Annotated in this window: 18 protein-coding genes, 2 pseudogenes and 1 riboswitch; of the genes and pseudogenes, 8 read left to right on the top strand and 12 right to left on the bottom strand. The window is 60.9% G+C overall.

Features of this window, described 5'->3' with window-relative positions:
- Positions 1-25: 25 nt before the first annotated feature.
- Positions 26-1300 (bottom strand): site-specific integrase, encoded by a 1275-nt coding sequence (locus tag KEC45_RS07455; protein WP_252171824.1) that lies wholly within the window; start codon positions 1298-1300, stop codon positions 26-28.
- Positions 1301-1502: 202 nt separating this feature from the next.
- Here KEC45_RS07455 and KEC45_RS07450 point away from each other — a divergent pair, with 202 nt between their 5' ends.
- Both KEC45_RS07450 and KEC45_RS07445 read left to right on the top strand, forming a co-directional pair.
- Complete coding sequence (locus KEC45_RS07450; RefSeq protein WP_252171823.1) at positions 1503-2948, top strand: PQQ-dependent sugar dehydrogenase; 1446 nt, start codon at positions 1503-1505, stop codon at positions 2946-2948.
- 57 nt (positions 2949-3005) lie between these two features.
- Positions 3006-3962 (top strand): annotated as a pseudogene (locus KEC45_RS07445) (IS481 family transposase).
- Between the two features lie 499 nt (positions 3963-4461).
- Here KEC45_RS07445 and KEC45_RS07440 read toward each other — a convergent pair.
- Positions 4462-5102: pseudogene (locus KEC45_RS07440) on the bottom strand (transposase); the annotation flags it as partial.
- A 482-nt stretch (positions 5103-5584) separates the two neighbouring features.
- On the opposite strand from KEC45_RS07440, the gene rfbC reads away from it, so the two are divergent.
- From rfbC to rfbA, 4 genes are read left to right on the top strand one after another with little or no spacing between them, the layout of a single operon-like run.
- The gene (gene rfbC / locus KEC45_RS07435; RefSeq protein WP_252171822.1) at positions 5585-6148 is read left to right on the top strand and encodes a dTDP-4-dehydrorhamnose 3,5-epimerase; all 564 of its coding nucleotides are present in this window, start codon (positions 5585-5587) and stop codon (positions 6146-6148) included.
- The gene (gene rfbB / locus KEC45_RS07430; RefSeq protein WP_252171821.1) at positions 6145-7206 is read left to right on the top strand and encodes a dTDP-glucose 4,6-dehydratase; all 1062 of its coding nucleotides are present in this window, start codon (positions 6145-6147) and stop codon (positions 7204-7206) included. Before rfbC ends, rfbB begins: the two co-directional genes overlap by 4 nt.
- Positions 7203-8054, top strand: coding sequence for a dTDP-4-dehydrorhamnose reductase (gene rfbD / locus KEC45_RS07425; RefSeq protein ID WP_252171820.1), 852 nt, complete (start codon positions 7203-7205; stop codon positions 8052-8054). The genes rfbB and rfbD overlap by 4 nt, the downstream gene beginning before the upstream one ends.
- Positions 8051-8932 carry a glucose-1-phosphate thymidylyltransferase RfbA gene (gene rfbA / locus KEC45_RS07420; RefSeq protein WP_252171819.1) on the top strand — a complete coding sequence of 294 codons (882 nt, stop codon included), beginning with the start codon at positions 8051-8053 and terminating at the stop codon, positions 8930-8932. The genes rfbD and rfbA overlap by 4 nt, the downstream gene beginning before the upstream one ends.
- A gap of 13 nt (positions 8933-8945) precedes the next feature.
- Here rfbA and KEC45_RS07415 read toward each other — a convergent pair whose 3' ends face one another.
- Positions 8946-9593 carry an NrsF family protein gene (locus KEC45_RS07415; protein ID WP_252171818.1) on the bottom strand — a complete coding sequence of 216 codons (648 nt, stop codon included), beginning with the start codon at positions 9591-9593 and terminating at the stop codon, positions 8946-8948.
- Between the two features lie 2 nt (positions 9594-9595).
- Entirely contained in the window at positions 9596-10117 is a 522-nt protein-coding gene (locus KEC45_RS07410) for a sigma-70 family RNA polymerase sigma factor (RefSeq protein WP_252171817.1), read from the bottom strand.
- 218 nt (positions 10118-10335) lie between these two features.
- Between KEC45_RS07410 and galE the strand changes: the two genes are divergently transcribed.
- Entirely contained in the window at positions 10336-11352 is a 1017-nt protein-coding gene (galE, locus tag KEC45_RS07405) for a UDP-glucose 4-epimerase GalE (protein ID WP_252171816.1), read from the top strand.
- Here the strand turns inward: galE and KEC45_RS07400 are convergent.
- From KEC45_RS07400 to KEC45_RS07370, 7 genes are all read right to left on the bottom strand, one after another.
- The gene (locus tag KEC45_RS07400; RefSeq protein WP_252171815.1) at positions 11349-11921 is read right to left on the bottom strand and encodes a TMEM165/GDT1 family protein; all 573 of its coding nucleotides are present in this window, start codon (positions 11919-11921) and stop codon (positions 11349-11351) included. The genes galE and KEC45_RS07400 overlap by 4 nt on opposite strands.
- A gap of 18 nt (positions 11922-11939) precedes the next feature.
- A riboswitch (yybP-ykoY riboswitch) is annotated at positions 11940-12116 on the bottom strand.
- Positions 12095-12316: a hypothetical protein gene (locus KEC45_RS07395; RefSeq protein WP_252171814.1), complete on the bottom strand. Its 222-nt coding sequence runs from the start codon at positions 12314-12316 to the stop codon at positions 12095-12097. (Overlaps the previous riboswitch by 22 nt.)
- Positions 12316-16554 (bottom strand): translocation/assembly module TamB domain-containing protein, encoded by a 4239-nt coding sequence (locus KEC45_RS07390; protein WP_252171813.1) that lies wholly within the window; start codon positions 16552-16554, stop codon positions 12316-12318. Before KEC45_RS07390 ends, KEC45_RS07395 begins: the two co-directional genes overlap by 1 nt.
- Positions 16554-18923: an autotransporter assembly complex family protein gene (locus tag KEC45_RS07385; protein ID WP_252171812.1), complete on the bottom strand. Its 2370-nt coding sequence runs from the start codon at positions 18921-18923 to the stop codon at positions 16554-16556. Before KEC45_RS07385 ends, KEC45_RS07390 begins: the two co-directional genes overlap by 1 nt.
- Before the next feature lie 132 nt (positions 18924-19055).
- The gene (locus KEC45_RS07380; protein ID WP_368389964.1) at positions 19056-20270 is read right to left on the bottom strand and encodes a nucleotide sugar dehydrogenase; all 1215 of its coding nucleotides are present in this window, start codon (positions 20268-20270) and stop codon (positions 19056-19058) included.
- A 72-nt stretch (positions 20271-20342) separates the two neighbouring features.
- Positions 20343-21806 (bottom strand): YdiU family protein, encoded by a 1464-nt coding sequence (locus KEC45_RS07375; RefSeq protein ID WP_252171811.1) that lies wholly within the window; start codon positions 21804-21806, stop codon positions 20343-20345.
- A 336-nt stretch (positions 21807-22142) separates the two neighbouring features.
- Entirely contained in the window at positions 22143-23135 is a 993-nt protein-coding gene (locus KEC45_RS07370; protein WP_252171810.1) for a class I SAM-dependent methyltransferase, read from the bottom strand.
- 72 nt (positions 23136-23207) lie between these two features.
- Here KEC45_RS07370 and KEC45_RS07365 point away from each other — a divergent pair, with 72 nt between their 5' ends.
- Positions 23208-23456, top strand: coding sequence for a hypothetical protein (locus KEC45_RS07365; RefSeq protein ID WP_252171809.1), 249 nt, complete (start codon positions 23208-23210; stop codon positions 23454-23456).
- A 293-nt stretch (positions 23457-23749) separates the two neighbouring features.
- On the opposite strand, the gene KEC45_RS07360 is transcribed toward KEC45_RS07365, so the two are convergent.
- A complete protein-coding gene (locus KEC45_RS07360) occupies positions 23750-25648 on the bottom strand; it encodes an acyltransferase family protein (RefSeq protein ID WP_252171808.1) in 1899 nt (632 codons plus the stop codon).
- Positions 25649-25810 lie beyond the last annotated feature (162 nt).

Below are 25810 nucleotides of genomic sequence, written 5' to 3'. Positions count from 1 at the left end.
GCTTGCGGGTTGCGAAAGGCCAGCGTCAGCCGGTATGCGCTTCTACAGCCTTTGGCGCGATCAACTCGGCAACATGCACTGCCCAGAGATTCAGCGCCGCTCGCTTTTCGTCCGCCCAATCGTGCCGCTGGTAAATGCCGACGATGCCGGCCTTGCTCCCGCTGATATGGTTCAGCACTGCCTCGGTCACTTCCATGCGGACGCCGAGCTTTTGCAGGCCGGTCGCAAACGTGCGGCGGAGATCGTGAAGGCGCCAAGCCGGAACGCTCGCCCCGCCCTTGCCCGCAATTTCTTGCGCCGCAGCGTCGAGGCGCAGCTTGGCCTTCGATATCCCGCTGGCCGCAGTCTTGTTGTTCGTCGTGAAAACGAGCCCGCGCTTTGGCCACTCCGTCGGCGCCTTCTGGCCCGGCTGCGCTAGCATGGCGGTTAGCTCGACGATCGCCATGTCGGTGAGCGGCACGACGTGAGCCTGATTATTCTTCGCACGATCGGCCGGGACCGTCCACGTCGCGGCCTTCTTGTCCAGTTCCTCCCACTTCATCCCGAAAACCTTACTGCGGCGCTGCCCGGTGAGCAGCAGCAGCCGGAACGCGGGGCCGAACGGATATTCGACCTTGCGGCTCGCGCGCCAGACGATCGCCAGTTCGGCATCGGACAGGATGACGTCGCGGCTCGCGGGCTTCGCTGGCGCGCTCAAGGCCGCGAAGGGAATGGCGTCGACCAGTTCGCGGGCAAAAGCCCACTTCCACAGGATCCGGCCATAGGAAAAGACACTCGACCGCATGGCGACCTTGCCCGGCGCGATGGCGTCGAGTGCGGCAATGATATCCGCACGGCCAAGTTCGTCGATCCGTCGCGACCCGAATTGCGCTTTCAGGTGGCGCGCGACCGTCGTCGCAATGTTGACGCTCGACTGGCGCCGCGGCTTTCCATGACGATCCAGCTTATACGACTTCAGCCACTTGTCGGCGACGATATCGAACGCCCGTTCGAGGGTAGCGACCCGCTCGCGCTCCCTGCCCTTGTGAGCCGCCTCGTCGGCCTCGAAGGGATCGACGCCGGTGTCGACGAGGCGCCGCAGCTCGGCCGCCCTCTCGCGGGCCTTGTCGGGCGTGGGCAGCTTGCCGGTCGGCGTGCCTACCAATCCGGCGAGATGGTCACGAGATGACTTCGGATCGGCAGGCGGGCACGGATGCCCTGGACGGCACGTTCCATCCATCTCGCGAGCTGCGATGCCCGACAGGCGAACATGGGGGCCCTCTGCGCACCAGATCGGACCGTCGCCATCCCAGACGGCCATGGGCGTGCCGTTGAACGATTGACCCGCAGGAACAACGGTGGCGGCACAGATGGAAAGCGGATGCTTGCTGCGCGCATCCAACAAGTGAGCGCGCCCGTGGGAGACGTGATCGCACTGCCGAAGTCTCGGCACCTGTCAAGCGAGTATAAGGCTAATCATACGATAAGTTGACCCAAGGCGTGGCACGAGATAAGCCTCCGTAATGAATAGAAAAACCGCCCTTTCGGCGTTTCTTGCACCCTCGGCTTTATTTCTTTCGGGATGCGGCGGAGGCGATCCAATCACCCTCCCCCCGAATGATGCACCGCAATTCACGTCGTCGGCTTCGGTGGCTGTGGTCGAAAACGCCGCGTTGCTGTATCAGGCGACAGCGACCGATCCGGAAGGCAATCCGCTTACTTTTTCTATCAGCGGCGGGGAAGACACGGCACGTTTTTCGATCAGCTCCAAAGGCCTTCTCAACTTTGTTGCCCCGGCAGATTTCGATGCGCCCACTGATGCCGACAGCGATAATGTCTATCGGGTTACGCTGTCAGTGAGCGATGGCCGGACGACCGCGTCGCTACCGCTCACCGTCACGGTGACCAACAGCCGCGAAGGGATCGCGGTGCGCCGGATCATTTCGGGATTGACGCGACCGATCGCAATGACGGTAATCCCGGGGGATACGCGAATCTTTATCGCCCACGAGGACGGCTTTATCTATTATTTCGATCCAGCGACCGGAGCGCGGACGCTCTACACCAGAATACGCGAGGCAAACTCCGATATAGTGACGCGTACAATGGGCATCGCCGCGTCGCCCAACTATGCAAGCGACGGGTTGCTGTACGTAACGACCATCGGTGACAATCCATCCAGCTCATTCAGACTGAGTGTAGTGGAACGAACCAAGGTCGAGGCCGGGTTGCCCTTCAACACGACGCGCGTTGCGGCTTTCGATGGCCGAGCCCGTGACACCATATGGATGAGTTTTGGCCCCGACGGCGACCTTTACATGGGCAGTGGAGCGGAGAGCAGGGACGAGCAAGCGGGTACCGATGCTACCTTCATTGGCAAGATCTTCCGGGTTCGCCGTAAGCCGGCCGGAACAGCGCCCGACTATTCCTTCGAGATCGTCGCGAAGGGCTTAGCGAGACCGGCCACAGCGACATTCGTCGGAAATAGATTATTGGTGGGCGATCAGGGAGGCAGGGTCGCGGGTGAAATCAACCGTCTTGATATCAACACACCCACAAGCAATTTCGGCTTTCCATATCGGGAAGGTACGAGGGACATCTTCGGAACCACGCCGGCTGGCCTTGTCGAGCCCGCGCTGTTCATGCCTCACGGACCACGCAATCCCGCATTGCCAAGAAATTCTCTCCAACTGATCCTGGGGCCTGTGTACAGCGGCCCGATCGCTTCGCTCAACGGCCAGCTGATCATGGGCGACGGCGAGACGGGCGACATATGGACAATCGACGCCAACCGGATATTCGACACCATAGTGACGTTGGATGCGACGGCGCTTGCCGGGCGCAACCTGGATTTCGCACCCGACGCCGGAACCATCAATGCGATCACCAGCTTTCTCGTCACGTTGGATGGACGGCTGCTCATTCTTGATGGTGACGGCGATATATTCGAAGTGGTCACTCCAACCTAGGTGTTTGATCCCACGGTTTGATGGTGCGATCCTTTCGTTGGATTGGAAGGAAGCATTATGCGCCAGATGCGTCACGGGAGCGCCACGACCACGCACGCCGTCCGAGCAGCAATACAGCGATCGCAAGCTTCGCTCACGGCGCTGAGCCGGGAGCTGGGGATCAACCCGAAGACGGTGGCGAAGTGGCGCAAGAGAGCAACGGTCGAGGATCTGAAGACCGGGCCGAAGGCCCCTCATTCTACGAACTCACCGAAGCCGAAGAGGCAGCGATCGTTGCGTTCCGGCGCCACACGTTGCTGCCACTGATGACTGCCTCTATGCGCTGCAGCCGTCGATCCCACACCCGAGCCGTTCAGCGCTACACCGATGCCTTCAGCGGCATGGCATCTCTCGTCTGCCGGACATCGAGGGTGACAAGCCGAAGCGACAGAGCTTCAAGCGCTATCCGATCGGCTTCTTCCACATCGATATCGCCGAAGTGCAGACCGCTGAAGGCAAGCTGTATTTGTTCGTGGCTATCGACCGCACCAGCAAGTTCGCCGTCACCCAGCTCGTGGAAAAGGCGGACAGGCGCACAGCGTGGGAGTTCCTCGAACACCTGCTGAAAGCCGTGCCTTATCGTATCCACACGATCCTGACCGACAATGGCATCCAGTTCGCCGATCAGCCTCGCAACCGGAACACCGCCTGGTCGCGCCAGATGCGCTTCGACATGATCTGCGAGGCCAACACCATCGAGCATCGGCTCACCAAGCCCAACCATCCCTGGACGAACGGGCAGTCGAACGGATGAACGGTACGATTAAAGACGCCACCGTCAAACGCTTCCATTACGACAGCCACGAGCAGCTGCGCACGCACCTCAACGACTTCATGGACGCCTATAACTTCGCTCGTAGACTCAAGACCCTCAGCGGCCTCACCCCTTACGAATACATATGCAAAATCTGGACTACAGAACCAGATCGATTCATCATCAATCCGATCCACCAGATGCCGGGACTGAACACCTAGCACCTAATCTTGAAAAAAAGCCTCTATTTCGTCGATTTCGATTCCCAGTTTAAGCTTCAAACCGGCGTAAGTCCGTCCCTCCGCCTTGCGGACGTTCACGCTGCTCGCGGACCTACGTGGGATATGGAGTGGCAAGCGGACGCAGCAAAACATCAATCCGCCGACGAGCGCGCTTTCAACATTTTGGTTCGCAGCCCATGTTGATCGGATGACACTGCATTTCGCACGACAACTGTAGCGGAACCTATACTGCAGGTGCGCGTATCAAGCCGGGGTCTCGATTTATTCGAGCCGGAGTAATCATCATCGAACCCAGAACAGTTGCAGCCTACGTTATTATCGCGCTGCTCACTTTCGGCGCCGTCGCGCTCATCGTACATCTACGTTACAATTCGCAGAAACTGAGCGATGAGCGCCACCGCCGGCATCGCCGCAAATCCCACAATGAGCGCTTTCCGTAGACGGCAAAAAGGCTGCGCCAGTGGAACGCGGCCTTCTCGTTTTCCGTCATGTTGAGCATTAGGAACCGCCCGCCTGAAGCGATCTGATCATGCACGAAGTGGAGACTCCAGCGCTGGTTCGCAGCGCAAGCGCGGGCGCCCGCGCACCGATCGCCCGACGCCCGTCAAGTGTTAGCCAGACCGTCAGTTGTTCCTCCCGATACAGGCGCTGAGCATACTTCCTATTGATTGTCACGCCCTCCCGACGCTGCAGGATATGCAGGCGCCGATAACCTAACTGGCAACGCTGCTGCTCCAGCCCGCACAGCTTTTCCCGAACATCGCTATTGTCGCCACGCTGCGACTGGTAGCGCACGCTCGCGGCTCGCTCATCCCATGGCAAGCCTAGATCCGGGCGAGCTTCCCTCTCAACGGCGGGCGACACCATTTTCTGTAAGAAAATTCGTCAGCGCCGCATTGTCCAGTATCGCGTCCGCAAGCAACCACTTCAGCTCCTCGTCCTCGAGCGAGCGCAGCCGCTTCGCCTCCGACACCTCAACACCACCAGACTTCGTCTTCCAGTTGTAAATCATCGTTTCCGACCCCCGTGACGCCACGCCAGCTCGCCCGGCTTCGTGCCCGCCTCCGCATTCTTCAACACGTCGATGAGCTGCTCTTCCGAAAACCTCGTACGATTCATCTGCCAGTCCTTCCTTCAAGGCCGGACTCTAATCACAGTTGGAGGAAAATCAGGGTGTCATGTCAGGATGGCGAAAGCCGCCGTCCATTTCACTTGTCGGTGCAGTCAACCAGCGTGTGTCTTTCATCTATTTGGACCACTACAGAGGAGTGCGACGCTCGGATTGCGTGTCGATTTTTATCCCCCCTTTCTCCCTTGGTGAAGAATCACGACCGCAAATCATCGAGGCAGATACCGGCCTAGTTTTTGACGGTAGGAATGTGTCAATGGCTCGCGTAGAATTTGGCACCGGAGCCATTTCATGATTTGTAATCGCCATACTATAATTGCGCCGTCCGCCCGATCCAGCAGCGCGACCGATAGCCGTCGTGGCGAGCATTCCTCTGCGTGCGCGCGCTCCTGTTTGCCAACGTGAGAAAATTGCGAAGAACAACTCATTCCGGCCGCGGAACCCAATAATCCCAATTATCAAATGGACCACAATGGAAATCCACGAACCCATCCCCGGACTTAAGGTCATCACTCCGGATCGCCATGGCGATCACCGGGGTTTCTTTAGCGAGGTCTGGAATCAAAGGGGCTTTAGCGAGCTCGGGGTCGATATTGCCTTTGTTCAGGACAATATCTCATTCTCGGCGCAGGCCGGGACGGTGCGCGGTCTCCATTATCAATCGCCCCCTCACGCGCAGGCCAAACTGGTTCGCTGCGGTCGCGGACGACTATTCGATGTCGCGGTGGATATCCGCAAAGGCTCCCCGACTTTCGGCAAATGGTTCGGGATCGAACTCAGCTTCGAGAACGCCAGACAACTCCTTGTCCCGGCAGGCTTTCTTCATGGGTTTATGACCCGCGAGGCCGATACGGAAATTTCATACAAATGCTCGGACTATTACGCTCCAGAGGCCGAAGGAACGATACGTTGGGACGACCCGGAGATTGGGATCGAGTGGCCGCTGTCCGGCACTCCCATACTTAGCGGCCGTGACGCAGAAGCCGGTCCGCTCGCCAGTCTGGACAGCCCCTTTTTGTGGCAGGGCCGCGCATGAAGATACTCGTCACAGGCGGAGCGGGGTTCATCGGTTCAGCAGTGGTTCGGCTGGCGATATCGCGCGGCTACGAGGTGGTGAACCTCGATGCGCTAACCTATGCGGCATGCCTCGAAAATCTTGCGACGGTCGCTGACAGCCCGCTATATAGTTTCGAGCATGCGGACATCCGTGATCGCGCGGCGCTCACCGAAATTTTCACCCGACATCGTCCGGATGCGGTCATGCATCTGGCAGCGGAATCGCATGTCGATCGTTCCATCGATGGTCCGGACGATTTCATCCAGACGAATATCGTGGGGACCTTCAATATTCTCGAGGCGGCCCGGAAATATTGGTCGGATGCGGGCAAACCCGACAAATTCCGCTTTCATCACATCAGCACGGATGAAGTCTTTGGCTCACTGTCAGCGGATCCCGCCGACCGTTTCCATGAAGAAACCCCCTATAGTCCGCGCAGCCCCTATTCCGCGTCGAAAGCCAGTTCCGACCATTTGGTAAGGGCGTGGCACGAAACCTATGGCTTGCCGGTCGTTCTCACAAATTGCTCGAACAACTATGGCCCCAATCAGTTTCCCGAAAAGCTGATCCCGGTCGTGATCCTTAACGCCGTTTCGGAGTGTCCGATCCCGATCTACGGCAATGGATCGAACGTCCGCGACTGGCTGTTTGTTCTCGATCACGCCGAGGCTTTGCTCCGGGTGGTCGAAGCGGGCCGTGTCGGGCGCAGCTATAACATCGGCGGCGACAATGAACGTTCGAATCTGGATATCGTCCAAGCCATATGCGCGATCCTGGACGATATTCGCCCGCGCGCGAACGGGAAGCCCTATGCCGATCTCATTACCTATGTCGCCGACCGCCCCGGTCACGACGCCCGCTATGCGATCGACGCATCGCGGGCGCGCGACGAGCTTGGCTGGCGCCCGTCAGTCACCGTCGAAGAAGGGCTGAGGACAACGATAGGCTGGTATCTCGACAATGAGAGCTGGTGGCGTCCGATGCTCGAACGTCAAGGCCTGGGTAAACGTCTCGGAACCGGGCGGAGGGCGGCGTGAATATCCTCGTTTTCGGACGAACCGGCCAAGTTGGCACCGAGCTTCGAAAATATGCCGGCATCACGGCTTTGGGGAGAGCCGAGGCGGACCTTGCGGACCCCGCGGCCTGCGCGGCCGCCATTCGCAGCCATGCACCCGCAGCCGTAATCAATGCCGCAGCTTACACGTCGGTTGACCAAGCCGAAGAAGAAGAGGCGCTGGCCCGGGTAATAAATGCGGATGCCCCCGCCGCAATGGCTCGCATATGCGCCGAGATGGACATTCCCTTCGTCCATATTTCGACGGACTATGTCTTCGACGGCGCCAGCACGGAAGCCTCCGCCCCCGAAGACGCGACCCGCCCCATAAACGCTTATGGGAGAACGAAGCTTTGGGGTGAGGAAGCGATAAGAACGGCGGGAGGCCGTTACGCGATCCTTCGTACTTCCTGGGTCTTTTCCGCGCATGGCTCGAACTTCCTGAAAACCATGTTGCGATTATCCAAAACCCGCGACGTAATAAGCGTAGTCGAGGATCAGACAGGCGGACCAACCGCCGCGTCGGGGATCGCGGCGGCTTGCCTCTCGATCGCAGGACAACTGGCGACCGACGCCGCGAAATCCGGAACCTATCATTACAGCGGCACGCCGGACGTGAGCTGGTATGATTTCGCGTCAGAGATTCTTTCGATGGCGGGCAGCGCGTCGGAACTCAGGCCCATTCCCGCAAGCGCCTATTCGGCGACCGCCGAACGACCGCCGAACTCTCGCCTCGATTGCAGTACGACCAAAGCCACTTTCGGCCTGGCTCGTCCCGACTGGCGAGTTGCGCTGGAATCGGTACTGGAAGAATTGGAAGAAAGAACATGACCGCGCGCAAAGGCATCATCCTCGCGGGCGGTTCGGGGACCCGGCTGTATCCCATTACGGTCAGCGTCTCCAAGCAGCTGCTCCCGATCTACGACAAGCCGATGATCTATTATCCACTGACCGCGCTGATGCTGGCGGGCATTCGGGATATCCTGATCATCACCACACCGCAGGATCAGGAGCAGTTTCAGCGTACCCTGGGCGACGGAAGCCAATGGGGCATCGCAATCAGCTATAAGACCCAGCCCAGCCCCGACGGCCTTGCACAGGCGTTCATCCTAGCCGAAGAGTTTCTGAACGGCGCCCCTTCCGCGATGGTCTTGGGCGACAACATCTTCTTCGGCCACGGCTTACCCGACCTTCTGCAGGAAGCTGACGCAAGTCCGGTTGGCGCAACGATCTTCGGTTATCATGTGGCCGACCCACAACGCTATGGCGTGGTCGATTTCGACGAGCAGGGCAACGTTCGCGCAATTGTAGAAAAACCAGCTGTGCCGCCTTCCAACTATGCCATCGCCGGACTGTATTTCGTCGACGGAACTGCGCCAGAACGCGCGCGCTCGGTTACGCCGTCTGCCCGGGGGGAGCTTGAAATCACGACACTTCTCGAAAGCTATCTTCGCGACGAAACGCTCGCGATCAAGCGGATGGGTCGTGGCTATGCATGGCTCGACACCGGCACCCATGCATCGCTGCTCGACGCGGGAAATTTCGTCCGCACGCTGACGGAGCGCCAGGGTCAACAGGTCGGCTCACCGGATGAAGTCGCGTATAATATGGGTTGGATCGATCAGGAAAAGCTGGCGATGCGTGCCCAAGATTTTGCCAAGAACGACTATGGAATTTATCTGAAGACGCTCAGCGAGACTGATGTTTGAAAATCGGTGCCGCTCACCAGCGTAGGAAGCGAGGCAGGATCAACCGGCCGGCGATCGCCGAAACCGGAACCGCCGACGCGTGCCACAGCGTGATATGAACGAGATCGTCGCTCGAACATAGCAAGGCGATGATCGACGCACCTGCAGCGCCCGCCGCAACTCCGATGACCCACCCAGCACGCGTCGGCGAGGTCGGCGCGCCGGCCCGAAGCCAAAGGAATAGTGCGGCACCGACGCCCAGCCCCGATACGATACCCTGCAATAGGCAGTGCACATCGAAGCCGCGCCGTGCCGCTTCCGTATGCGCATGGGCATCACCAAAGAATACGAAGAGCGCGGCGAGCGGTAGTGCCAACAACGCGCCGACGGCCCAGCGCCAGCCGCCATAGTCGCGCCCGACGCCCGGCAGCCCCATGCGCAGCGCACTCCACGCCGCAGCCACCCCGGTCGCTGCGACGAGCCAGAACGCAAGCATCGACAACGGCGGCATCACGCCCCCTGCGAGGTCGGGCCGCATCCCGAACAGCCAGACGAGCACAGCTCCCGCACCAAGCCAGCCCGCCGCGACCCATAGCGATCCGCCCATCACGCGCCGCGGCCGCACGGGAGTCAGATCGTCAGCCAGCCCGTCGATCAGATCGTCGATCGATGCGTCCTTCATCGTCATTCGCTTTCAATCAATTCGGCGAGCTTCTTTAGCCCGCGATGGATGTTCACCTTGACCAGCGACTCGCTCTGGCCGGAAATTTGCGACGCCTCGGCGATCGAGGCGCCTTCGATCTTTACCAGGGTGATTGCCTGCGCCTGTCCCGGCGGCAGCAAGGTCAACAGGTGGTCGATACTCAGCTTGGCATGTACCGCCTCGTCCTCGGCGCTGACCGCCGCATCGTTGTCACCCAGTTCGGCCTCGTCGCGTTGGCGGCGCAGCATGTCGATCCAGCGATAACGCGCGATTGCCGCAAGCCACGGCAGGAAGGCTCGTCCGCTGTCCCATGTCGCAAGCTTGTGGTGCATCGAAACCAGCGTCTCCTGGACCAGGTCGTCGATGTGATGCGGCGCGATCCGTCGCGCGAAATAGCGGGTGAGCCATTTGCGGCTATCGCCGAGCAACGCCCGATAGGCCGCACGATCCCCCCGCTGCGATGCCGCCATAAGGCGCGCCAGCGAAGGTTCGTCGATGCTCATTGCATTTGTCCTGACCAAAACGGCGGAACGGGCGTGAAGCTATTGCAACAACGACCCTATCCGGACGCGGATGACGGCGTTTGAAGACCTGTTCGCCGATATCGCCGCGAAGGTTACACGAAAAGCGGCACAGGACCGACAGGCAATGATTTGGCAGGATGCCCCGGATAGAATATCCGGCGGCGACGGCCCCAACCGCGAATGGAGATGATCGAGCGATGAATATTCTACTGACCGGTGGCGCGGGATATATCGGCAGCCATGTTGCGGCGCCGCTCGTGGCGGCCGGCCATCATGTGGTATGCTTTGACAATCTGTCGAACAGCGATCCCTCGGTCATGGAGCGGCTCGAAGCGATCACCGGCCAGACGGTCCCGCTCGTTACCGGCGACATTCGCGACGGCGACGCGCTGCGCAAGGTCATCCGCGATCACGCGATCGAGGCGGTGATCCATTTCGCCGGGCTCAAAGCGGTCGGCGAATCGGTCACCGAGCCGATGAAATATTACGACAACAATGTTCGCGGCACATTGTCGCTGCTGGAAGCGATGGCCGACGGCGGCACGAAGACGCTCGTCTTCTCATCGAGCGCCACTGTCTACGGCCAGCCGCAATATCTGCCGCTCGACGAAAATCATCCGACCTCTGCGACCAATCCTTATGGCCGCACCAAGCTGATGATCGAGGAAATGCTGGCCGATGTCGCCGCCGCCGATCCCGAGTGGCGGATCGCGATCCTGCGCTATTTCAATCCGGTCGGCGCGCACGACAGCGGGCTGATCGGCGAGAATCCGAACGGCACCCCCAACAATCTGATGCCATTCGTCAGCCGCGTCGCGGCCGGGCGGCTCGCCGAACTGTCGGTGTTCGGCAATGATTACGACACGCCCGACGGCACCGGCGTACGCGACTATATCCATGTCGTGGACCTCGCCGACGGACACGTCGCCGCGCTCGATGCGATCGGCAAGGTCGACCAGCCGCTGTCGATCTGGAACCTCGGCACCGGACAGGGCTATTCGGTGCTCGACATGGTCGAAGCGTTCGAGCGCGTGAACGGGGTCAGCATCCCCTATCGCATCGCGCCGCGCCGCGACGGCGATGTCGCGAGCTGCTTTGCCAGCCCCGATCGCGCCGCGCGCGAACTGGGCTGGAGCGCGAACCGCGACCTCGACGCAATGTGTTCATCGAGCTGGCGTTTCGAGCGAATGCTCGCGACGCGAAATGCCGGCTAACCGAGCAAACCCGCAGTCTGCACCAGCACCCAAAGGCCGATAACGAGGAACAGCGTCGCGGCGACCATGCGAACCTTGGCCAAATCGACGCGCTTGAGCAGTTCGTGGCCGAGGAAGATTGCGGGGACGTTGGCGATCATCATGCCGAGCGTGGTGCCCGCGGTAACCAGAAGAACGTTGTGATATTGCGCGCCGAGCGCGATCGTCGCGACCTGCGTCTTGTCGCCCATCTCGACGAGGAAGAAGGCGACGAGCGTCGTCAGGAACGCCCCGAAGCGCGGCTTCGGTGCCTCATCGTCCTCGAACTTGTCGGGGATCAGCGTCCACGCCGCCATCGCGACAAAGGAAAGCCCGATGGCGTAGCGGAAGACCGGACTGTCGAGGAAGGCCGCGGCCGATGCGCCCAGCAGCGCCGCGAGCGCATGATTGGCGAGCGTCGCGACCAATATGCCGAAGATGATCGGCACCGGGCGGTTGAACCGCGTCGCGAGCAGGATCGCAAGCAACTGCGTCTTGTCGCCGATTTCGGCGAGCGCGACGACAGCGGTCGAGGTTAACAGGGCTTCCATGAACAAACTCCGGGGCCGAGCGGCTTCGCGATTCCAATAGACATCAAACCCGCCGCCCGGCCCGGACGAAGGTCGATGCCATTGGTCTCGCCCAAGCGGTCTCCCGCTTCCACCGCACCACGACCTCTCGGCCGAGTATGTTGACACGGTGGCCCGCCCCGAAGGACGGCTGGCTACTCCCCAGATGACGTGGGCGCGTTAGACGGCTTGGCCGCTGGTTGCAAGTTTTCCGATGCGGCCCGTGCGGCAGTGTCGGACTTGGCGATGTCGGCATCCATCGCCTTTGCGCGCGCCTCAATCTCTTTCGCCGCCTTGTCGTATCGTTCCTCGAAACGCGGCTCGTCCTTGCATGCCGCGAGCAGCAACAGCGGAACAAGCAGGGCGGCGGCGCGCATCAATAATCCTTGCGATAACGGATGCTGAGGTTCGACTGGCCCGATCCGCCCGCTTGGCTGAGCAGCGACAGCGCCGGAGTCAGGCTAACCTCGAGCTGCGTCGCGGTATAGCCGCGCGCGTCGGTGATCACCTCCAGATAGATATCTTTGGTGATATATTGGCCGGCGGCCAACGCCGCACCGCGCCCGACGGTATCGTCGGGGCCGAGCACGCGCAGTCGATCGATCCCCGTGGCCGATTGAAGCGATCCAAGCGGGCTCAATCCGCCACCCGTGCCGCTGAGCGTGTTGAGCGACGATGCGAGTTGCACCGCCTGCAGCGGCGACAGGGTGGTGATCGAATCGCCAAACAGGATGCGCGAGACGATCTCGTCCTGCGGCAAGCCCGGGACGCTCGAGAAGGCGATCTGCGGATTGCTCGCGCGCCCAGTGACGCTGATGCTGATCGTCACGGTTTCAATCGTGTCGCTGGCGAGCAGGCGGATCGCGGGATCGAAGGCTTCGCCCGTCGGGAAGGTCACCCGACCTTCCTGCAATTCGAACGAGCGGCCCGCGAAACCCAGCGTACCGCGCACCAGTTCGATCTCACCCGTAACGCGTGGATCCTGCGTCGTACCGCGCAGCACCACATCGGCCTTCCACTCGGATTCGAGCCCCATGCCGCTGACATAAATTTCGTCAGGGGCTTTCAATGCAATATCGAGGCGGATGAGGTCGAACAGGCTGCCGCCGACCGCCGCGAGCCCATCGCCGCTGATCCGCTGGCGGCCCGCAGGCGGCTTGCGCCGAACCCCGGTGAGCACTGGAACCTGCGCCGCGCCCTCACGAATGATGCGATAGCGTGTTTCAGGAAGGCGCAGGCTGCCCGACAGCAGCGCTGTCTGTCCCGCGACCTTCTCAAGCGTCAGATTACCCGTCGCACGTGCGGCGATATTCTCGCTCTTGGCCAACCGCGCATTATCGAGCGTCGCCGAAATATTCATCGGATAGCCGTCGGCCGACGCGAGGCTGATAAAGCCTTTCGCCTGCACCGTGCCGTCGCCAGCCGTCGCGGTAAGCTGCTCGATCTCGAGCCGGTTGCCCGTGAAGCGGCCGTTCACGACCATATTGGTCAACCGTGTGCCATAGGTCTGGTTTTCATAGACCATATCCTTGCCGCGAACGACGCCCTCCAGGCATGGATCGGAAACGCTACAGCTAAAATCAGCGGCGACCGCAATCGGTCCCGACACATGCTGCGTCGCCGGGCCAAAGAAGGAATAGAGCGTGTCGGCGGGTCCGTTGTAGCGGATGCCCCCGCCGAGCGGCGCTGCCATCAAACGTTCGGTCCAGGTCCCCGCACCGGCACCCAGTGGACGCAGCGACGCCTGCAGACGCCCGATCACGCTGCCGCGCTTGCGCATCACCGCGCGCGCTTCGCCACCGTCGACGAGGAGCTTGCCTGCGAAATTGACATCGACCGGCTGGCTGACCGACGCCGCGGTCGTACGCGTGAAATCGGTGATCGTCAGTCGCGCGTCGGCACGCGGGAAGCTGTCGGAATTCGCCTGTTCGAAATCGAGGCTGCCCGTTGCGCGGCCGCCCAGCCCCATGTCGGGATAGACGGCATTGAGGATGGCCATATTGACGCGTTCGAGGCGGCTCTGAATCATGATCCCATCGCCGAAGCGGCCGGCGACACGCGCGCTGCTGCCGCGCCCCAGACTGACGTTCGTTGGTAGCAATTCATAACCGTCGGGGCCCGGAATAATGCGTGCGGGCGACGTGGTCCGGAAATTGATCCCTGTCGCCCGGCCCTGCACGGACGCGCGCCAGAGTTTGGGTTGAAGGTCGGCGTTCGCTGCGATGCGGAACGGGACACCGCTCGTTCCTTCGACCAGCGCCTGCGCGCGCCCCGCGCCGTCGCGATAGTCGATCTTCACGCGCCCGACGGCAATGTCATATTCGCGAATCTGCGTGTCGGCGATCTGGATGTCGGCGACCACATGCGGCGTGTCGTAAAGGGTAACGTCGGCATCGACGATCGCCGACCCGACCGCGAGCTTCGCTGCGCCGGGGAGCACGACGTCGTTCGCGCGGACGTTGATCGCAGCCGCCTGATATTTTCCGGCGGCGGTCAGCCGGACGAGGCCGCCAAGCCCCTGCCCCGAAGCGTTGAGCTGACCGACGAAGGGCCCCGCATCGCTTTTTACCAGTCTGCCGTTGAAGCCGATCCCCGACAGGTCGCCGCGCTCGACATCGATCGTCAGCGGCCCCTTGGCTGTCAGCAGCACGACGTCAGCGGACAGTGGGCCATAATCGGTTTCACCGGTCGCCGCGAGCCGGTAGCCGTTCGGTGCGCCGTTGATCTTGGCCACCAGATTGGCGAGCCCGATCCCAAGGCCGGGACGTGCAGCCGTTACAACCGCGCGCGGGTCGGTGATCGTCCCCGCAAGCTGAACCCCGACAGGACCATAGTCGGTTGAATGGGCCTGTGCGGTCAGGCGTATCTGGCCGTTCGGCGCATAACTCCCCTGCCCGCCCGTTACCCGCAGCCGCGGCGCCGACAGGCGGAGGCCCGAGAAGCGGATAATGCCGTCGGTGCCATAACGCACCGCGCTAGAAGCCGTCGCACTGCCGCCGAGGAAATCGCGCACGCCCGAATTGAACAGCCGGGTCGAGCGGGCGCGAACGTTTCCGACGATCTCGAACCCGCCGCGCGGCGCGGTCTTAAGATCAGCGTCGGTATCGATGTCGAAGATGCCGACGCTTTCGATCCGATAATCGTTAATCCGCCCGTCGATCGCGCCGGTGTAAAAGCCTTTGTTGAGATCGGCGATGATGATTGCCTTGGCGTCGATGCGCGGCGAGCGCAGACGCAGATTGTCGCTGAGGATGCGGCCATTGCTGTACGCGAGGTCGCCGTCGAGCCGCACCTGGACCAACGTCCCGCCCGCAACCGTATCGAGGCCGCGGATGCGCGCGGCGCGTCCCGCTACCGGAATGACGATCTGGTCGGCATCGACGCGCGCCTTGCCAGCAAGCACGATCCCCTCGACGATGATGTCATTCACCGCGAGACTGTTGGCATTCGCCTGATAATCGACCGTCGGATGCGCGAAGGCGCCATCGAGCGTCGCTGTAGCCCGTAGTCCATTGGCTCGCACCGCTGGCGCAATCGCGCTCGGGCGGAGAATATTGGCGGCGAGTTTCAGACCCTCGTAGCGACTGGTGCCAAGGTCGATTCCGCCGCTGATGCCGAGTTGTGCCGCGTCGGACGACAGCCGCCCGTCTATCGCGGCCTTACGGTCGTTGAGGCGTGCCGTAAGATCGATCGCCGTTTCGCTCCCCAGCAACTCAACGACCGGCCCTGCGGCCATCAGGCGCGATGCTTGCGCCTTCCCCTTTGCCGTAAAAGTGCCATCGCGCCCCGTCAGCGCGACGCGCGCGAGCGGCGCAGCGCCGAGGTTCGCGGTCAGATTGCCGTTCCAGGCTTTCCAATCACCGCGGCCGTCGAGCTTCGCGGTGAGCGTTTCCTTGAACCCACCCATTGCCGCGAGCACGCCGCCCTTGGGCGCCGTCATGTCGAGCGTCACCGCAAGCCGGTTCGCCTCGGGCACCGCGTCGAGTACAAGTTTCAACGCATCGCCCTCCCCGCCCCCACCGGCAATCGTCTCGGCATTGGCCGTGACCTGCGCGCGGCGGTCGGCGATCGCGATCTTGCCGTTCAATTTGGCAACCTGCCGCTCACCCGCAACGAGGGGCTCAAAGATGAAGCGGTCGACGCGCAACAGCCCGACGTCGATGTCGAGGTCGGGCAGCAACGGTTCGCCGGTGTCGGGAACGACTTTGAACTCGGGCAGCTTGCGCATCGTCATCGTCGCCGCGGTTGCCGAGCGAATGTCGACATGGTTCGCGAGATAGCGGATCGGCCGCCAGTCGACCTTGACCTCGGGCGACGCAAGGAAAACGCCCTTCGGATCGGACAGCGTAAGATTGCGGATGACCATCTGGCCATAAAGCGACCCGTCGAGCCGGCCGATGCCGATCTTCATCCCGTTTTCGAATTCATATTTCTCGATCTGGGTGACAACGAAACGCCGCCCCGCATCGCTATTGAGCCCGACAAGGAATAACGCGGACAGCAGCACCAGCCCGAGCAGGCTCAGGCCGATCCAACGCAATATAGTGAGCGGCCACGAACGCGATGCCTTTGCGGGCACGGTTTCGTCTTCGGCGAAGGCGGCGTCGTCAGCCATCAAAAGGCCTGCCCTATCGAAACATAGACGCTGACCCGCGCTTCACCGGGCTTGCGCCCGATCGGGGTCGCGACGTCGAAGCGCATCGGACCGAAGTTCGTGTAATAGCGCGCACCGATCCCGGCACCGAAGCGCAGATTTTGGAAAGTCGGCGCCGACGAGCGATAAACTTGCCCGGCGTCGACGAAGCCGACAACGCCGAAATTGCCAAAGCGATAGCGCGTCTCGAACGCCGCCTCGGCGACGCTGCGGCCGCCGATCGGATCGTTGTTCGGATCCTTCGGCCCAAGTTCCTGATAGCCGAATCCGCGCACCGACCCGCCGCCGCCGGCATAGAAGCGCCGCGACGGCGCCAACCGCTCGCGCGCAGCCCCGAGGATCGAGCCAACGCGCACGCGCCCGGCCACGACGATGCTGTCGGTCACGGGATAATAGCCGCTGACGTCGGTCCGCAGCCGCGCATAAGGCGAGAAGCGACCCGCAAGCGAGCCTTCGGGCTGGATCAGCGATGTAATACGAAAGCCCTTGGTCGGGTTTAGCAGGCTGTCGGTCCGGTCCATCCCGACTTGCCCGGTCAGGCCGAGGATCGTGTAGAAATCATACGACCGCGCACCCTGGTTGAAATCATAATCATCCTCGCGTGTTGCGATCAGTTCGGCACCATAGGCATAGGTAAATTTCTTCTGCCAGATCGGCGTCGAATCATAGCTGACGCGCACGCCGACGCGGCCCGTGATTGCGTTGAACGCATCATAGTTGCTGCGCGTGACCTCGGTGACGAGCTCCATGGTACGATCTCGGCGGCCCGCGTTCGAACGGCGAAGCGTTGCCCCGATCCCCTGCTCCTGCGTGCCCAATACCCCGCGGAAGGTCAGCGCACCTTCGGGCGGGAACAGGTTGCGATGAGTCCAGCTACCTTCAAGCCTGATCCCCTCGCCCGTCCCGTAGCCGGCGCTGGCGGCGAGAGTGCGCGGCGGCCCCGCCTGCTGGGTCACCAGCATCGTCACATATTCGGTGTCGTCGCCCGCGCTCTCACCGGTCGGCTGTGGCTCAGCGGCGACGGTGGCGAACAAGCCGGTGGCAACCAACGCCTGTCGAAGATCGTCGACCATACGGCTATCGTAGAGGTCACCGCGCTTGAAACGTGCGAGGACCGCGACATGCTCGGCATCGAAAGCAAGGTCGCCCGTCGTCTCGATCCCGCCGAAGCGCGACCGTTTCCCAATATCGACGGGCAAGGTGTAGACGCCGTCGCCCGTAGCACCATCGAGCAATATGTCGCGCTGTCCGACCTTGGCGAAGGGATAGCCTTCCTGTGGCAGCTTGAGCGCGATCGCAGCTTCGGCGCCCTGAATGCGCTGTGCGACGATCGGTTCGCCGACGGCGAGCGGAAAATTGTCGGCGATCAGGGTCGGCGGAACCGTCGGCCCGGCATTAATGATGATATCGGCCAGCGTATAGCGCTTGCCCGGTTTTACATCGATCACGGCGGTGATCGACCGACGCCGGCCTTGCTGCGTTTGCTGGCCTTCCTGACCCTCCTGCCCTTCCTCGCGTTCGCCGCGGTCGATGCGCGTGTCGACGACGGCGTCATAATAGCCTTCGGACGCAAGGATGCGCTGCATCAGTTCGCCATCTGCGGTCAGGCGCGCGCGGATCATCGCCGCATTGTCGGCCTTTCCGTCGCCGTCATAAAGCGCCGACAAATCGCCGAACAGGTCGGCGAGATCGACGTCGGTACTATCGTCGGCTGCGTCGAGCCCATTCACTTTTACCGAATAGGCGATCTCGACATTGCCCTTGTCATCCTCGGCTTCCGCAAACTGCACCGGCTCTACGTCGAAATTTTCGAGCGGAGGCAGCGGTGCCGCTAGCTCGCTGTCGGTGATCGGCGCGTCGCCGATCGCCTCCACCGCATCGCCGTCGGCGAGCGCGGGAACCGGTACGCCGTCAACCTTGGGCGGCTGCGTTTCGACGGTCGCATCGGCGCTGTCCTCGCCAGCCGGTTTGCGGCGTTTCGCCGCCTCGGCAGCCTGACGTTTTTCAAAATCGGCGATCGATTCGAGCGGACGGTCGAGTTCCGCATCGTCCTCGGCGCTGATCGGCGGAATCGCCTTTTCGAACTCGTCATCCTCGATGATCGGGGCGACCTCAGGCAGGACCACATCGGGCGGAGGCGGCGACGGAGCAGCGATCGGGTCTGCCTTGTTCGCGTCGAGTGTCCGGACGACCTGCGGCGGTTCGACCTGCTGCGCCTGCGCGGCGCCCGCCCAAGCGAGACAAAGAAAGGAGCAGGCACCGATCAAGAGCGGCCGCATCCGCACGGGTCGGCGGCCTGACGATACACGCGAAATGTCAGATTTTTTCATCTGCTGGCCACCGATGCACACTTGTGGCTTGCGAGATATGGCTGTGCAACCCGTTTCTCCCCATTTGACTAGCTAACTCTCCGACAATGGGACAGTTCCCGGCGATGCGGCGAGTTGCGTCGATGGCGAAAGTCAGGAGTCGGCGCCGAACAGGTCACGGCTGTAAACCTTGTCCGCAACGTCGGCGAGATCGTCGGTCACGCGGTTCGCGATGATGACATCGGCTTCGGCCTTGAATGCCTCGAGATCACGGATAACGCGCGAATTGAACAGGCGATCGTCCGCGACCAGCGGTTCATAAACGATCACCTCGATCCCCTTGGCCTTCACCCGCTTCATCACGCCCAGGATGCTGCTGGCGCGAAAATTGTCCGACCCCGCCTTCATCGCGAGCCGATGGATGCCGACGACGCGCGGCGCCCGCTTAATGACTTCCGATGCGATGAAATCCTTGCGCGTCGTGTTGGAGGACACGATGGCCTGGATCAGGTTCTGGGGGACATCCTTATAGTTGGCCAGCATCTGCTTGGTGTCCTTGGGCAGGCAATAGCCGCCATAGCCGAAGGACGGATTATTGTAGAATTGCCCGATCCGCGGGTCGAGGCACACGCCCTCGATCACCTGGCGCGAATCCACGCCGTGCGAGGCGGCATAGGTATCAAGCTCGTTGAAGAAGGCTACGCGCATCGCAAGATAGGTGTTGGCGAACAGCTTGATGGCCTCGGCCTCGGTATTGCCCGTCTGCAAAATCTCCGCATCGGGCTTCAGCGATCCATCGAGCAGCAGGCGCGCGAATTCTGCGGCGCGGGGGTGCGTGTCACCGACGATGATGCGCGAGGGGTAAAGATTGTCGTAAAGCGCTCGCCCTTCGCGCAGGAATTCGGGCGAAAAGACGATTGCATCGCTGCTGTGCTCGGCACGCATCCGTTCGGTAAAACCAACCGGCACCGTCGATTTGACGATAATCAGTGCGCCCGGCGCCTTTACCAGCGCATCGGCGATCACGCTTTCGACCGTGCGCGTGTTGAAATAATTGGTATCGGGATCATAGTCGGTCGGGGTCGCGACGATGACGAAATCAGCGCCGTCATAGGCGGCGTCGCGATCGGTCGTCGCGATGAGATCCAGCGACCGGTTCGCAAGATATTCCTCGATCTCAGGATCGGCGATCGGCGACTGCTTGGCGTTGATCTGTTCGACTTTGCGCGAATCGATGTCGAGCGCGACCACCCGGCTGCGCTGCGCCAGCAATATTGCGTTCGAAATGCCGACATAGCCGGTACCGACGACGGTGATCTTGACCGGAGTCGCGCTTCCGGCCGCCTGCTGTGCTTGGATATCGGGCAAGTTTCTCTTCCTGAAGGAGGCGTCGGCCCTTCCCCTAGCAAGCGCCAGAGGTGCGCTCAACCGCCGCGGCGCTCAGGTTCCGCAGAAGGTCGTGTAGGGCCCGGCATCGGCCGGCGCGGGAACGGCATAGTCCTGCCATTCCGCGCGCTCGACATAGGGATTGCGGACCACATCGAGCAGTTCGGTCCACGGAGCGAGATCGCCCGCCTCTGCGCTGGCGAGCGCTGCCTCCACCTTATGATTGCGCGGAATATAGAGCGGGTTGATTGCATCCATCGCGTCAGCGCGATCGAGCGGCGCGTCGGTTTCACGGGCGACCCGTTCCCACCAGTCGAAAATCCAAGGCGCCATCGCCTCGGGATCCGGCGACAGGTTTTCAAGCATCATTCCGTCGCCGCGCAATATCATCGCCAGCCCCCGGAAAAAGAGCGTGAAATCGATCTGATGTTTTTCGAGTTCGTCAAACAGCCCGTCGATGAGCACCTCGTCGCCCTCGGCGGCTTCGGCGAAGCCCAATTTTTGCCGCATCCTTTTCAGCCACTCCCCGCTGAAACGTTTCGGTATCGCCTCGACCATCGCCTTCGCCGTATCGACGCTGGCCGGGTTGACCGCATGAACCGCAGGCAGCAGCGCTTCGGCGAAACGCGCCATATTCCAATGCATGATGTGCGGCTGCCGACCATAGGAGTAACGGCCGTTCGCATCGATAGAACTGAACACCGTATGGCCCGCAAAACGATCCATGAAGGCGCAAGGACCGTAATCGATCGTTTCGCCGCTGATTGCGACATTGTCGGTGTTCATCACACCATGAACGAACCCGACGCCAAGCCAATGGGCGATCAATTCGCATTGAAGAGCGATAACCCTGTCGAGCAACGCGAGCGGTGGGTTTTCGGTATCGACCAGATCGGGGAAATGGCGACGAATGCTGTAGGTCGCGAGCTGTGTAACGTGATCGGCACCATAATGTGCGGCAAAGAACTGAAAGGTACCGACACGGATATGGCTGCTCGCAACGCGCGTCAGCACCGCACCGGGATGCGCCCGCTCGCGCTGCACACGGTCACCCGTCGCCACCGCTGCCAGCGCGCGCGTCGTCGGCACCCCCATCGCGGCCATCGCTTCGGATACGAGAAACTCGCGCAATACCGGACCGATTGCTGCGCGTCCGTCTCCGTTACGCGAAAAGGCGGTAGGTCCCGACCCTTTGAGCTGAATGTCGAAGCGCGCGCCATCGGGCGCGACGATTTCACCCAGTAACAGCGCACGGCCATCGCCAAGCTGCGGCGAGAAATGACCAAACTGGTGACCAGCGTAAGCAAGCGCCAGCGGGTCGGCACCCTCGGGAAGCACCTCCCCGGAGAACAACCGTGCCAGTGTCTCGTCGTCCGCGGACGCCGCTTCCAGTCCAAGCTGCGTTGCCAGTATATGGTTGAAAATCAGAAGCTTGGGCGCGGAGGGTATTGCAGCTTCCGCAGGGGAATAAAAACCTTCCATGCTACGGTAAAAGCTATTGTCGAATCCGAAATTCATGTCTCACTCCCACCCTCTCTTTCGGCCCTGCGCCTTGCCTATGCAAGTTGCCCTATCCGCTACCAACTTTAGTCCGTGATCCCTCGAAAACACCCAGGCATGTTAAACGAACATCGACGCCGAAAGTCTGGATTTGGATAGAAGCTTTTAGAGGCTGAAAGACACAAAATGGGATGAAACGGCTATGTTTTTGCCAAGAGCCCAGTGATACGGAAACAGTCTCGAACGAACGGGAGGGCGCGGCGCGAGGCGAGCTATCCGCTCACCTGCCCCTGCATCGCAGGCACAAATCTCCGCGACGGACCTGCGCTTTGTTCAAGCGTTCAGCACGGATGTTCAATCCCCATCGTCGATTTTGATTCCGCATGCGACCCAATATGGCGCTCCCTCCCGAAATCTGATTGCCTTAAGAGCACAGGCCTGCATCATCGTTTCAATTTGCGGCCGAGTAAATCGCTGCTCCAGCAGCGTCCCGAAACGATCGAGAGCATCGGTCCGCATCGTATAAAAGCTCTGGTCGCGATAAAAACTCAACGGCAGGACATCCACGTTCAATCCCATGCGTGCGCCGAGCGCCGCCGTCCGCGCCAAGGGCCAATACACCGTTGCCGCGATCACTGCCGTAAGCGACTTACGAAGAGGAAATGGCAGCGGGCTGATCACTCTCCGGGCAAAATCACTCAGCTTCCAAAGCGCTCGAAACCAAGCGGGCCGGTCATCAAAACCGTAATAGAGATAGACAAGGAACGGCGCGCCAGGTTTGAGCTTTGCTACGCATGCCCGCATCGCAGCCTCTGTGTCAGGGATATGGTGAAGCACGCCCAGCGAGTAGCCAAAATCCTGACTGGAGTCCGGTAACGGGATTTCATCAACGCCTGCGTGATGAAACTCGACATTTCCCCGATCGCCCAGCACGCGCCGCGCAACATCCAGCGCTTTTTCGGAAGGGTCGATACAATGCAACTTGCCCACACGCGGCGCAACGCCACGCGCCCATCGCCCCGACCCGCAGCCCAAATCAAAACCGGAGGCATCATCAGAGAGCGTCGCCCAAGGAAAAACGGAAAAGTATCCGTCGAAAAGTTGACGCCAATCCTCTTCTTTGAGCGCAGTTTGATCAAAGGCCGCCCACTCGTCGCCGAAACCTTCTACAGTCTTGTGGTCGATGTTAGCGACCTTCGTATTTTCAGACATCAACGCTGCACTTCCAAACAGAGATCCACAATGCCAACGCTTCGCCGTACGTGGCGCCAGATTGGTGTATGTGCTTGCTAATATGTTGCCTCTCGACGGCGTGCCACTGAATTTTGGCTTGCGCTTGCGCACCACATGATTGCGCCGTGCAGTGGGCCAAGATCATCGGACTACCATTTCGGAGACATAATCTCAGGAACGCCGCCCGTGACGATCGAGACAATCCGCAAAGCGATTCGCTCCCCGAGCACGCGCTTACCCGATATCATCCTCCATGTGACGGCCGAATCACTTGCCGCTGTTCCACGAGGGTTCTCATTTGTCCAGCATGTCAAAAATGACCACTGCTCGATTCAATTTGGCGCCAAACATCCTATCTTTGGCTTTTTCCAACCGGACCTGATCGTCAGGCATCCTTTTGGCGATCAAATATTATTTACGCTTTTCTGCTGTTGACAGGAAACTAACGTATATGCCCAAATTAACGTGAAAGGATCGCCGGACGAACGCCATAGCGACGATTTATCCGCAGAGGGTGCCCAGTCGCTGCGATCTCAGCTTCTCGGGAACAGCCTGCTGGCGGCAACGCGTTGGAGCCGCGCGGGCCCAACGCCTTATTGCCGACACTGGTTCAATTGCGAGTCTGACCGCAACTGAAGCGCGTCATTCTCATCGAAAATTTGGACTGCATCACCACTAAGAGCGCTGTATCCGGCCCCCTGCCCGTGAAAGTTCCGCGCGCCGCGCCGCTATTGAATAGCCGCACGGAGCTTCTGCATGGCAAGATATCGTGAGCCAGCTCTGGTCATGTGCCCCTGGTCGCGGTAGAGGGCATCGCCATAAACCTGCGTTACGCAATGCCCTTGGCGACAAAAAAGGTCCGACGGCAACAATATTCTCGCACCGGTTCTTTCTGCAATTTCCATAAGTTCGCGATCAATCTCCTTCGTGACGATATCGCGTGAAGTCACCGCACATGCGTTCCGGCGAAGTACAATATGACCGCCCTTTTCCCGGCGAGAACACGCCCCGACATTGAAGTTCGCTATCGGGGTGGGGCCGACGATCACGGGAATTTTCCCCGCAGCCTGGACAGCACGGATCGTTCGCACCAGATGCTGCCCTGCAAGGCCATCTTTCCACGGCACGATCTTACCGTCTACCAACAGTTCGAGTTGGTTGTCGCTGAACGTCTGGACATATGAGGAGGCAAGGATCACGTAGCGGACGCTAGGCAGCTTGTTCAGCCGTGAAGCCACATCCTCGTTGAAACCGACGCAACTGTCTGCCCATGGCCGGGAAAAACCGTGGCCCGTCTGTACAAGTCCGAGCAATGGCGCGCAGGCAGGGAAAGTGGCTTGTTCGAACCCTTCGCCCCGACGGACAATGCTACGAAGACCGGGCACGAGATGCTGGGCATAGCTGTCACCCCATAGCAGGATAGTCGGTGCCCGCGACGTGCGGCATTCGGCAGCGCCCGGCGACAGGCGATCGCAATTTTCCGACAGACCGACAACCCCGGCGGCATCGGGATCGCTGACCGCGGCGGCGCGAAATCCAAAGCTTGTCGCCAGCAACAACAGGGCAACCGTGATGATTACCGGCCAGACGAACCGGGGCCTTGGCTGGGCGAGGAACGGCTGCTCGACAAACCGGTATTGCAACCACGCCAGCAGCACCGCCAAAGCGACGAGGGCGATCATGACGGCCAGAGGCGGAGTGCCGAGATAGGAAATATAGGCGAAAGAGAACAGCGGCCAGTGAACGAGGTATAGAGAATAGGACCAGTCACCGATCCGCCCGACCAGCGCTGCCACCGCCGATTGCAAGAGCCAGTCGTCCTTGCCGAGGAGCAAGATCGCCGTTGCCAGCGTAACGATAATGGCATCCCAGCCGGGATGAACGTCGGCTACCCCGATCCACGCGACGAGAATAATCGACGCGAGCAGTACCGGCTTCACGCCGCGCGGAATCTGCAAATCGGGCCGCACGATCATGATCCACGCGGCCATTCCGCCAATCAGGAGCTCCCAGGCGCGCGACGGCAGCATATAGAATGCAAGATTTTCGATGGTCTGTCCGGCGATCGATCCGATCGGCACGCCGGTCGCAAGGAACAGGCACAGTCCGAGACTGGCGATCGTGGCGACGATCATGAGTGGCAGGCGGGCGCGAAGCGGGGTAAGCCAGAGTAGCAGCGGAGCGACGAAGTAAAATTGCTCCTCGAGCGAGAGCGACCATATATGCAGGAGCGGCTTGGTATCGGCCCCGCCGTCAAAATACCCAGTCCCTGTCGCGAAGACGAAATTCGCCGAAAATGTCAGCGAGCCGAGCAATTGCATCGAAAAAGCGGAAAATTCGTCGGGCGTCAGCAATAGAGCAGCGAGCAGTGCGGTACCGAGCAATGTTGCAAAGCTCGCCGGCAGCAGACGCCGCGCGCGCCGCACATAAAATTCGACGAATGAAAATCGTCCATCCCGCAACTGGCGCAGGATCATCCCGCAGATCAAAAAGCCGGAGATGACGAAGAAGACGTCGACACCCAGAAAGCCCTTGGGAAAAACATCCTTGAACGCGTGGTAAAGAACTACCGTGGTGACGGCGACGCCGCGTAGTAGCTGGATATCAAAGCGTTTCGCATGCTGCATGGCGCGCCGGTAACGGCAAGCCCCTTCAACAGCAAGATTGAAGTCGCCTGTGTTCGGCGCATCCCGTCTCGCCAATCGCGATCAACGGCGATATGACCGGATCAACGAGCCGTTCGACGCGTCATGCGCGATTGCCCGGCCATCCTCGTTCAAGTGAAAGCC

It is taken from the genome of Sphingopyxis sp. USTB-05, from assembly GCF_023822045.1.
Lineage (GTDB): Bacteria > Pseudomonadota > Alphaproteobacteria > Sphingomonadales > Sphingomonadaceae > Sphingopyxis.
This window is presented reverse-complemented; position numbering and strand designations above follow the sequence as displayed.

What these genes read in the sequence shown, in the direction of transcription:
- KEC45_RS07375 (WP_252171811.1), bottom strand. Translation starts at nt 21,806, where the DNA reads ATGAATTTCGGATTCGACAATAGCTTTTACCGTAGCATGGAAGGTTTT.
- KEC45_RS07390 (WP_252171813.1), bottom strand. Translation starts at nt 16,554, where the DNA reads ATGGCTGACGACGCCGCCTTCGCCGAAGACGAAACCGTGCCCGCAAAG.
- rfbC (WP_252171822.1), top strand. Translation starts at nt 5,585, where the DNA reads ATGGAAATCCACGAACCCATCCCCGGACTTAAGGTCATCACTCCGGAT.
- galE (WP_252171816.1), top strand. Translation starts at nt 10,336, where the DNA reads ATGAATATTCTACTGACCGGTGGCGCGGGATATATCGGCAGCCATGTT.
- KEC45_RS07400 (WP_252171815.1), bottom strand. Translation starts at nt 11,921, where the DNA reads ATGGAAGCCCTGTTAACCTCGACCGCTGTCGTCGCGCTCGCCGAAATC.
- KEC45_RS07415 (WP_252171818.1), bottom strand. Translation starts at nt 9,593, where the DNA reads ATGAAGGACGCATCGATCGACGATCTGATCGACGGGCTGGCTGACGAT.
- KEC45_RS07360 (WP_252171808.1), bottom strand. Translation starts at nt 25,648, where the DNA reads ATGCAGCATGCGAAACGCTTTGATATCCAGCTACTACGCGGCGTCGCC.
- KEC45_RS07455 (WP_252171824.1), bottom strand. Translation starts at nt 1,300, where the DNA reads ATGGCCGTCTGGGATGGCGACGGTCCGATCTGGTGCGCAGAGGGCCCC.
- KEC45_RS07395 (WP_252171814.1), bottom strand. Translation starts at nt 12,316, where the DNA reads ATGCGCGCCGCCGCCCTGCTTGTTCCGCTGTTGCTGCTCGCGGCATGC.
- rfbA (WP_252171819.1), top strand. Translation starts at nt 8,051, where the DNA reads ATGACCGCGCGCAAAGGCATCATCCTCGCGGGCGGTTCGGGGACCCGG.
- rfbB (WP_252171821.1), top strand. Translation starts at nt 6,145, where the DNA reads ATGAAGATACTCGTCACAGGCGGAGCGGGGTTCATCGGTTCAGCAGTG.
- KEC45_RS07450 (WP_252171823.1), top strand. Translation starts at nt 1,503, where the DNA reads ATGAATAGAAAAACCGCCCTTTCGGCGTTTCTTGCACCCTCGGCTTTA.
- KEC45_RS07385 (WP_252171812.1), bottom strand. Translation starts at nt 18,923, where the DNA reads ATGAAAAAATCTGACATTTCGCGTGTATCGTCAGGCCGCCGACCCGTG.
- KEC45_RS07410 (WP_252171817.1), bottom strand. Translation starts at nt 10,117, where the DNA reads ATGAGCATCGACGAACCTTCGCTGGCGCGCCTTATGGCGGCATCGCAG.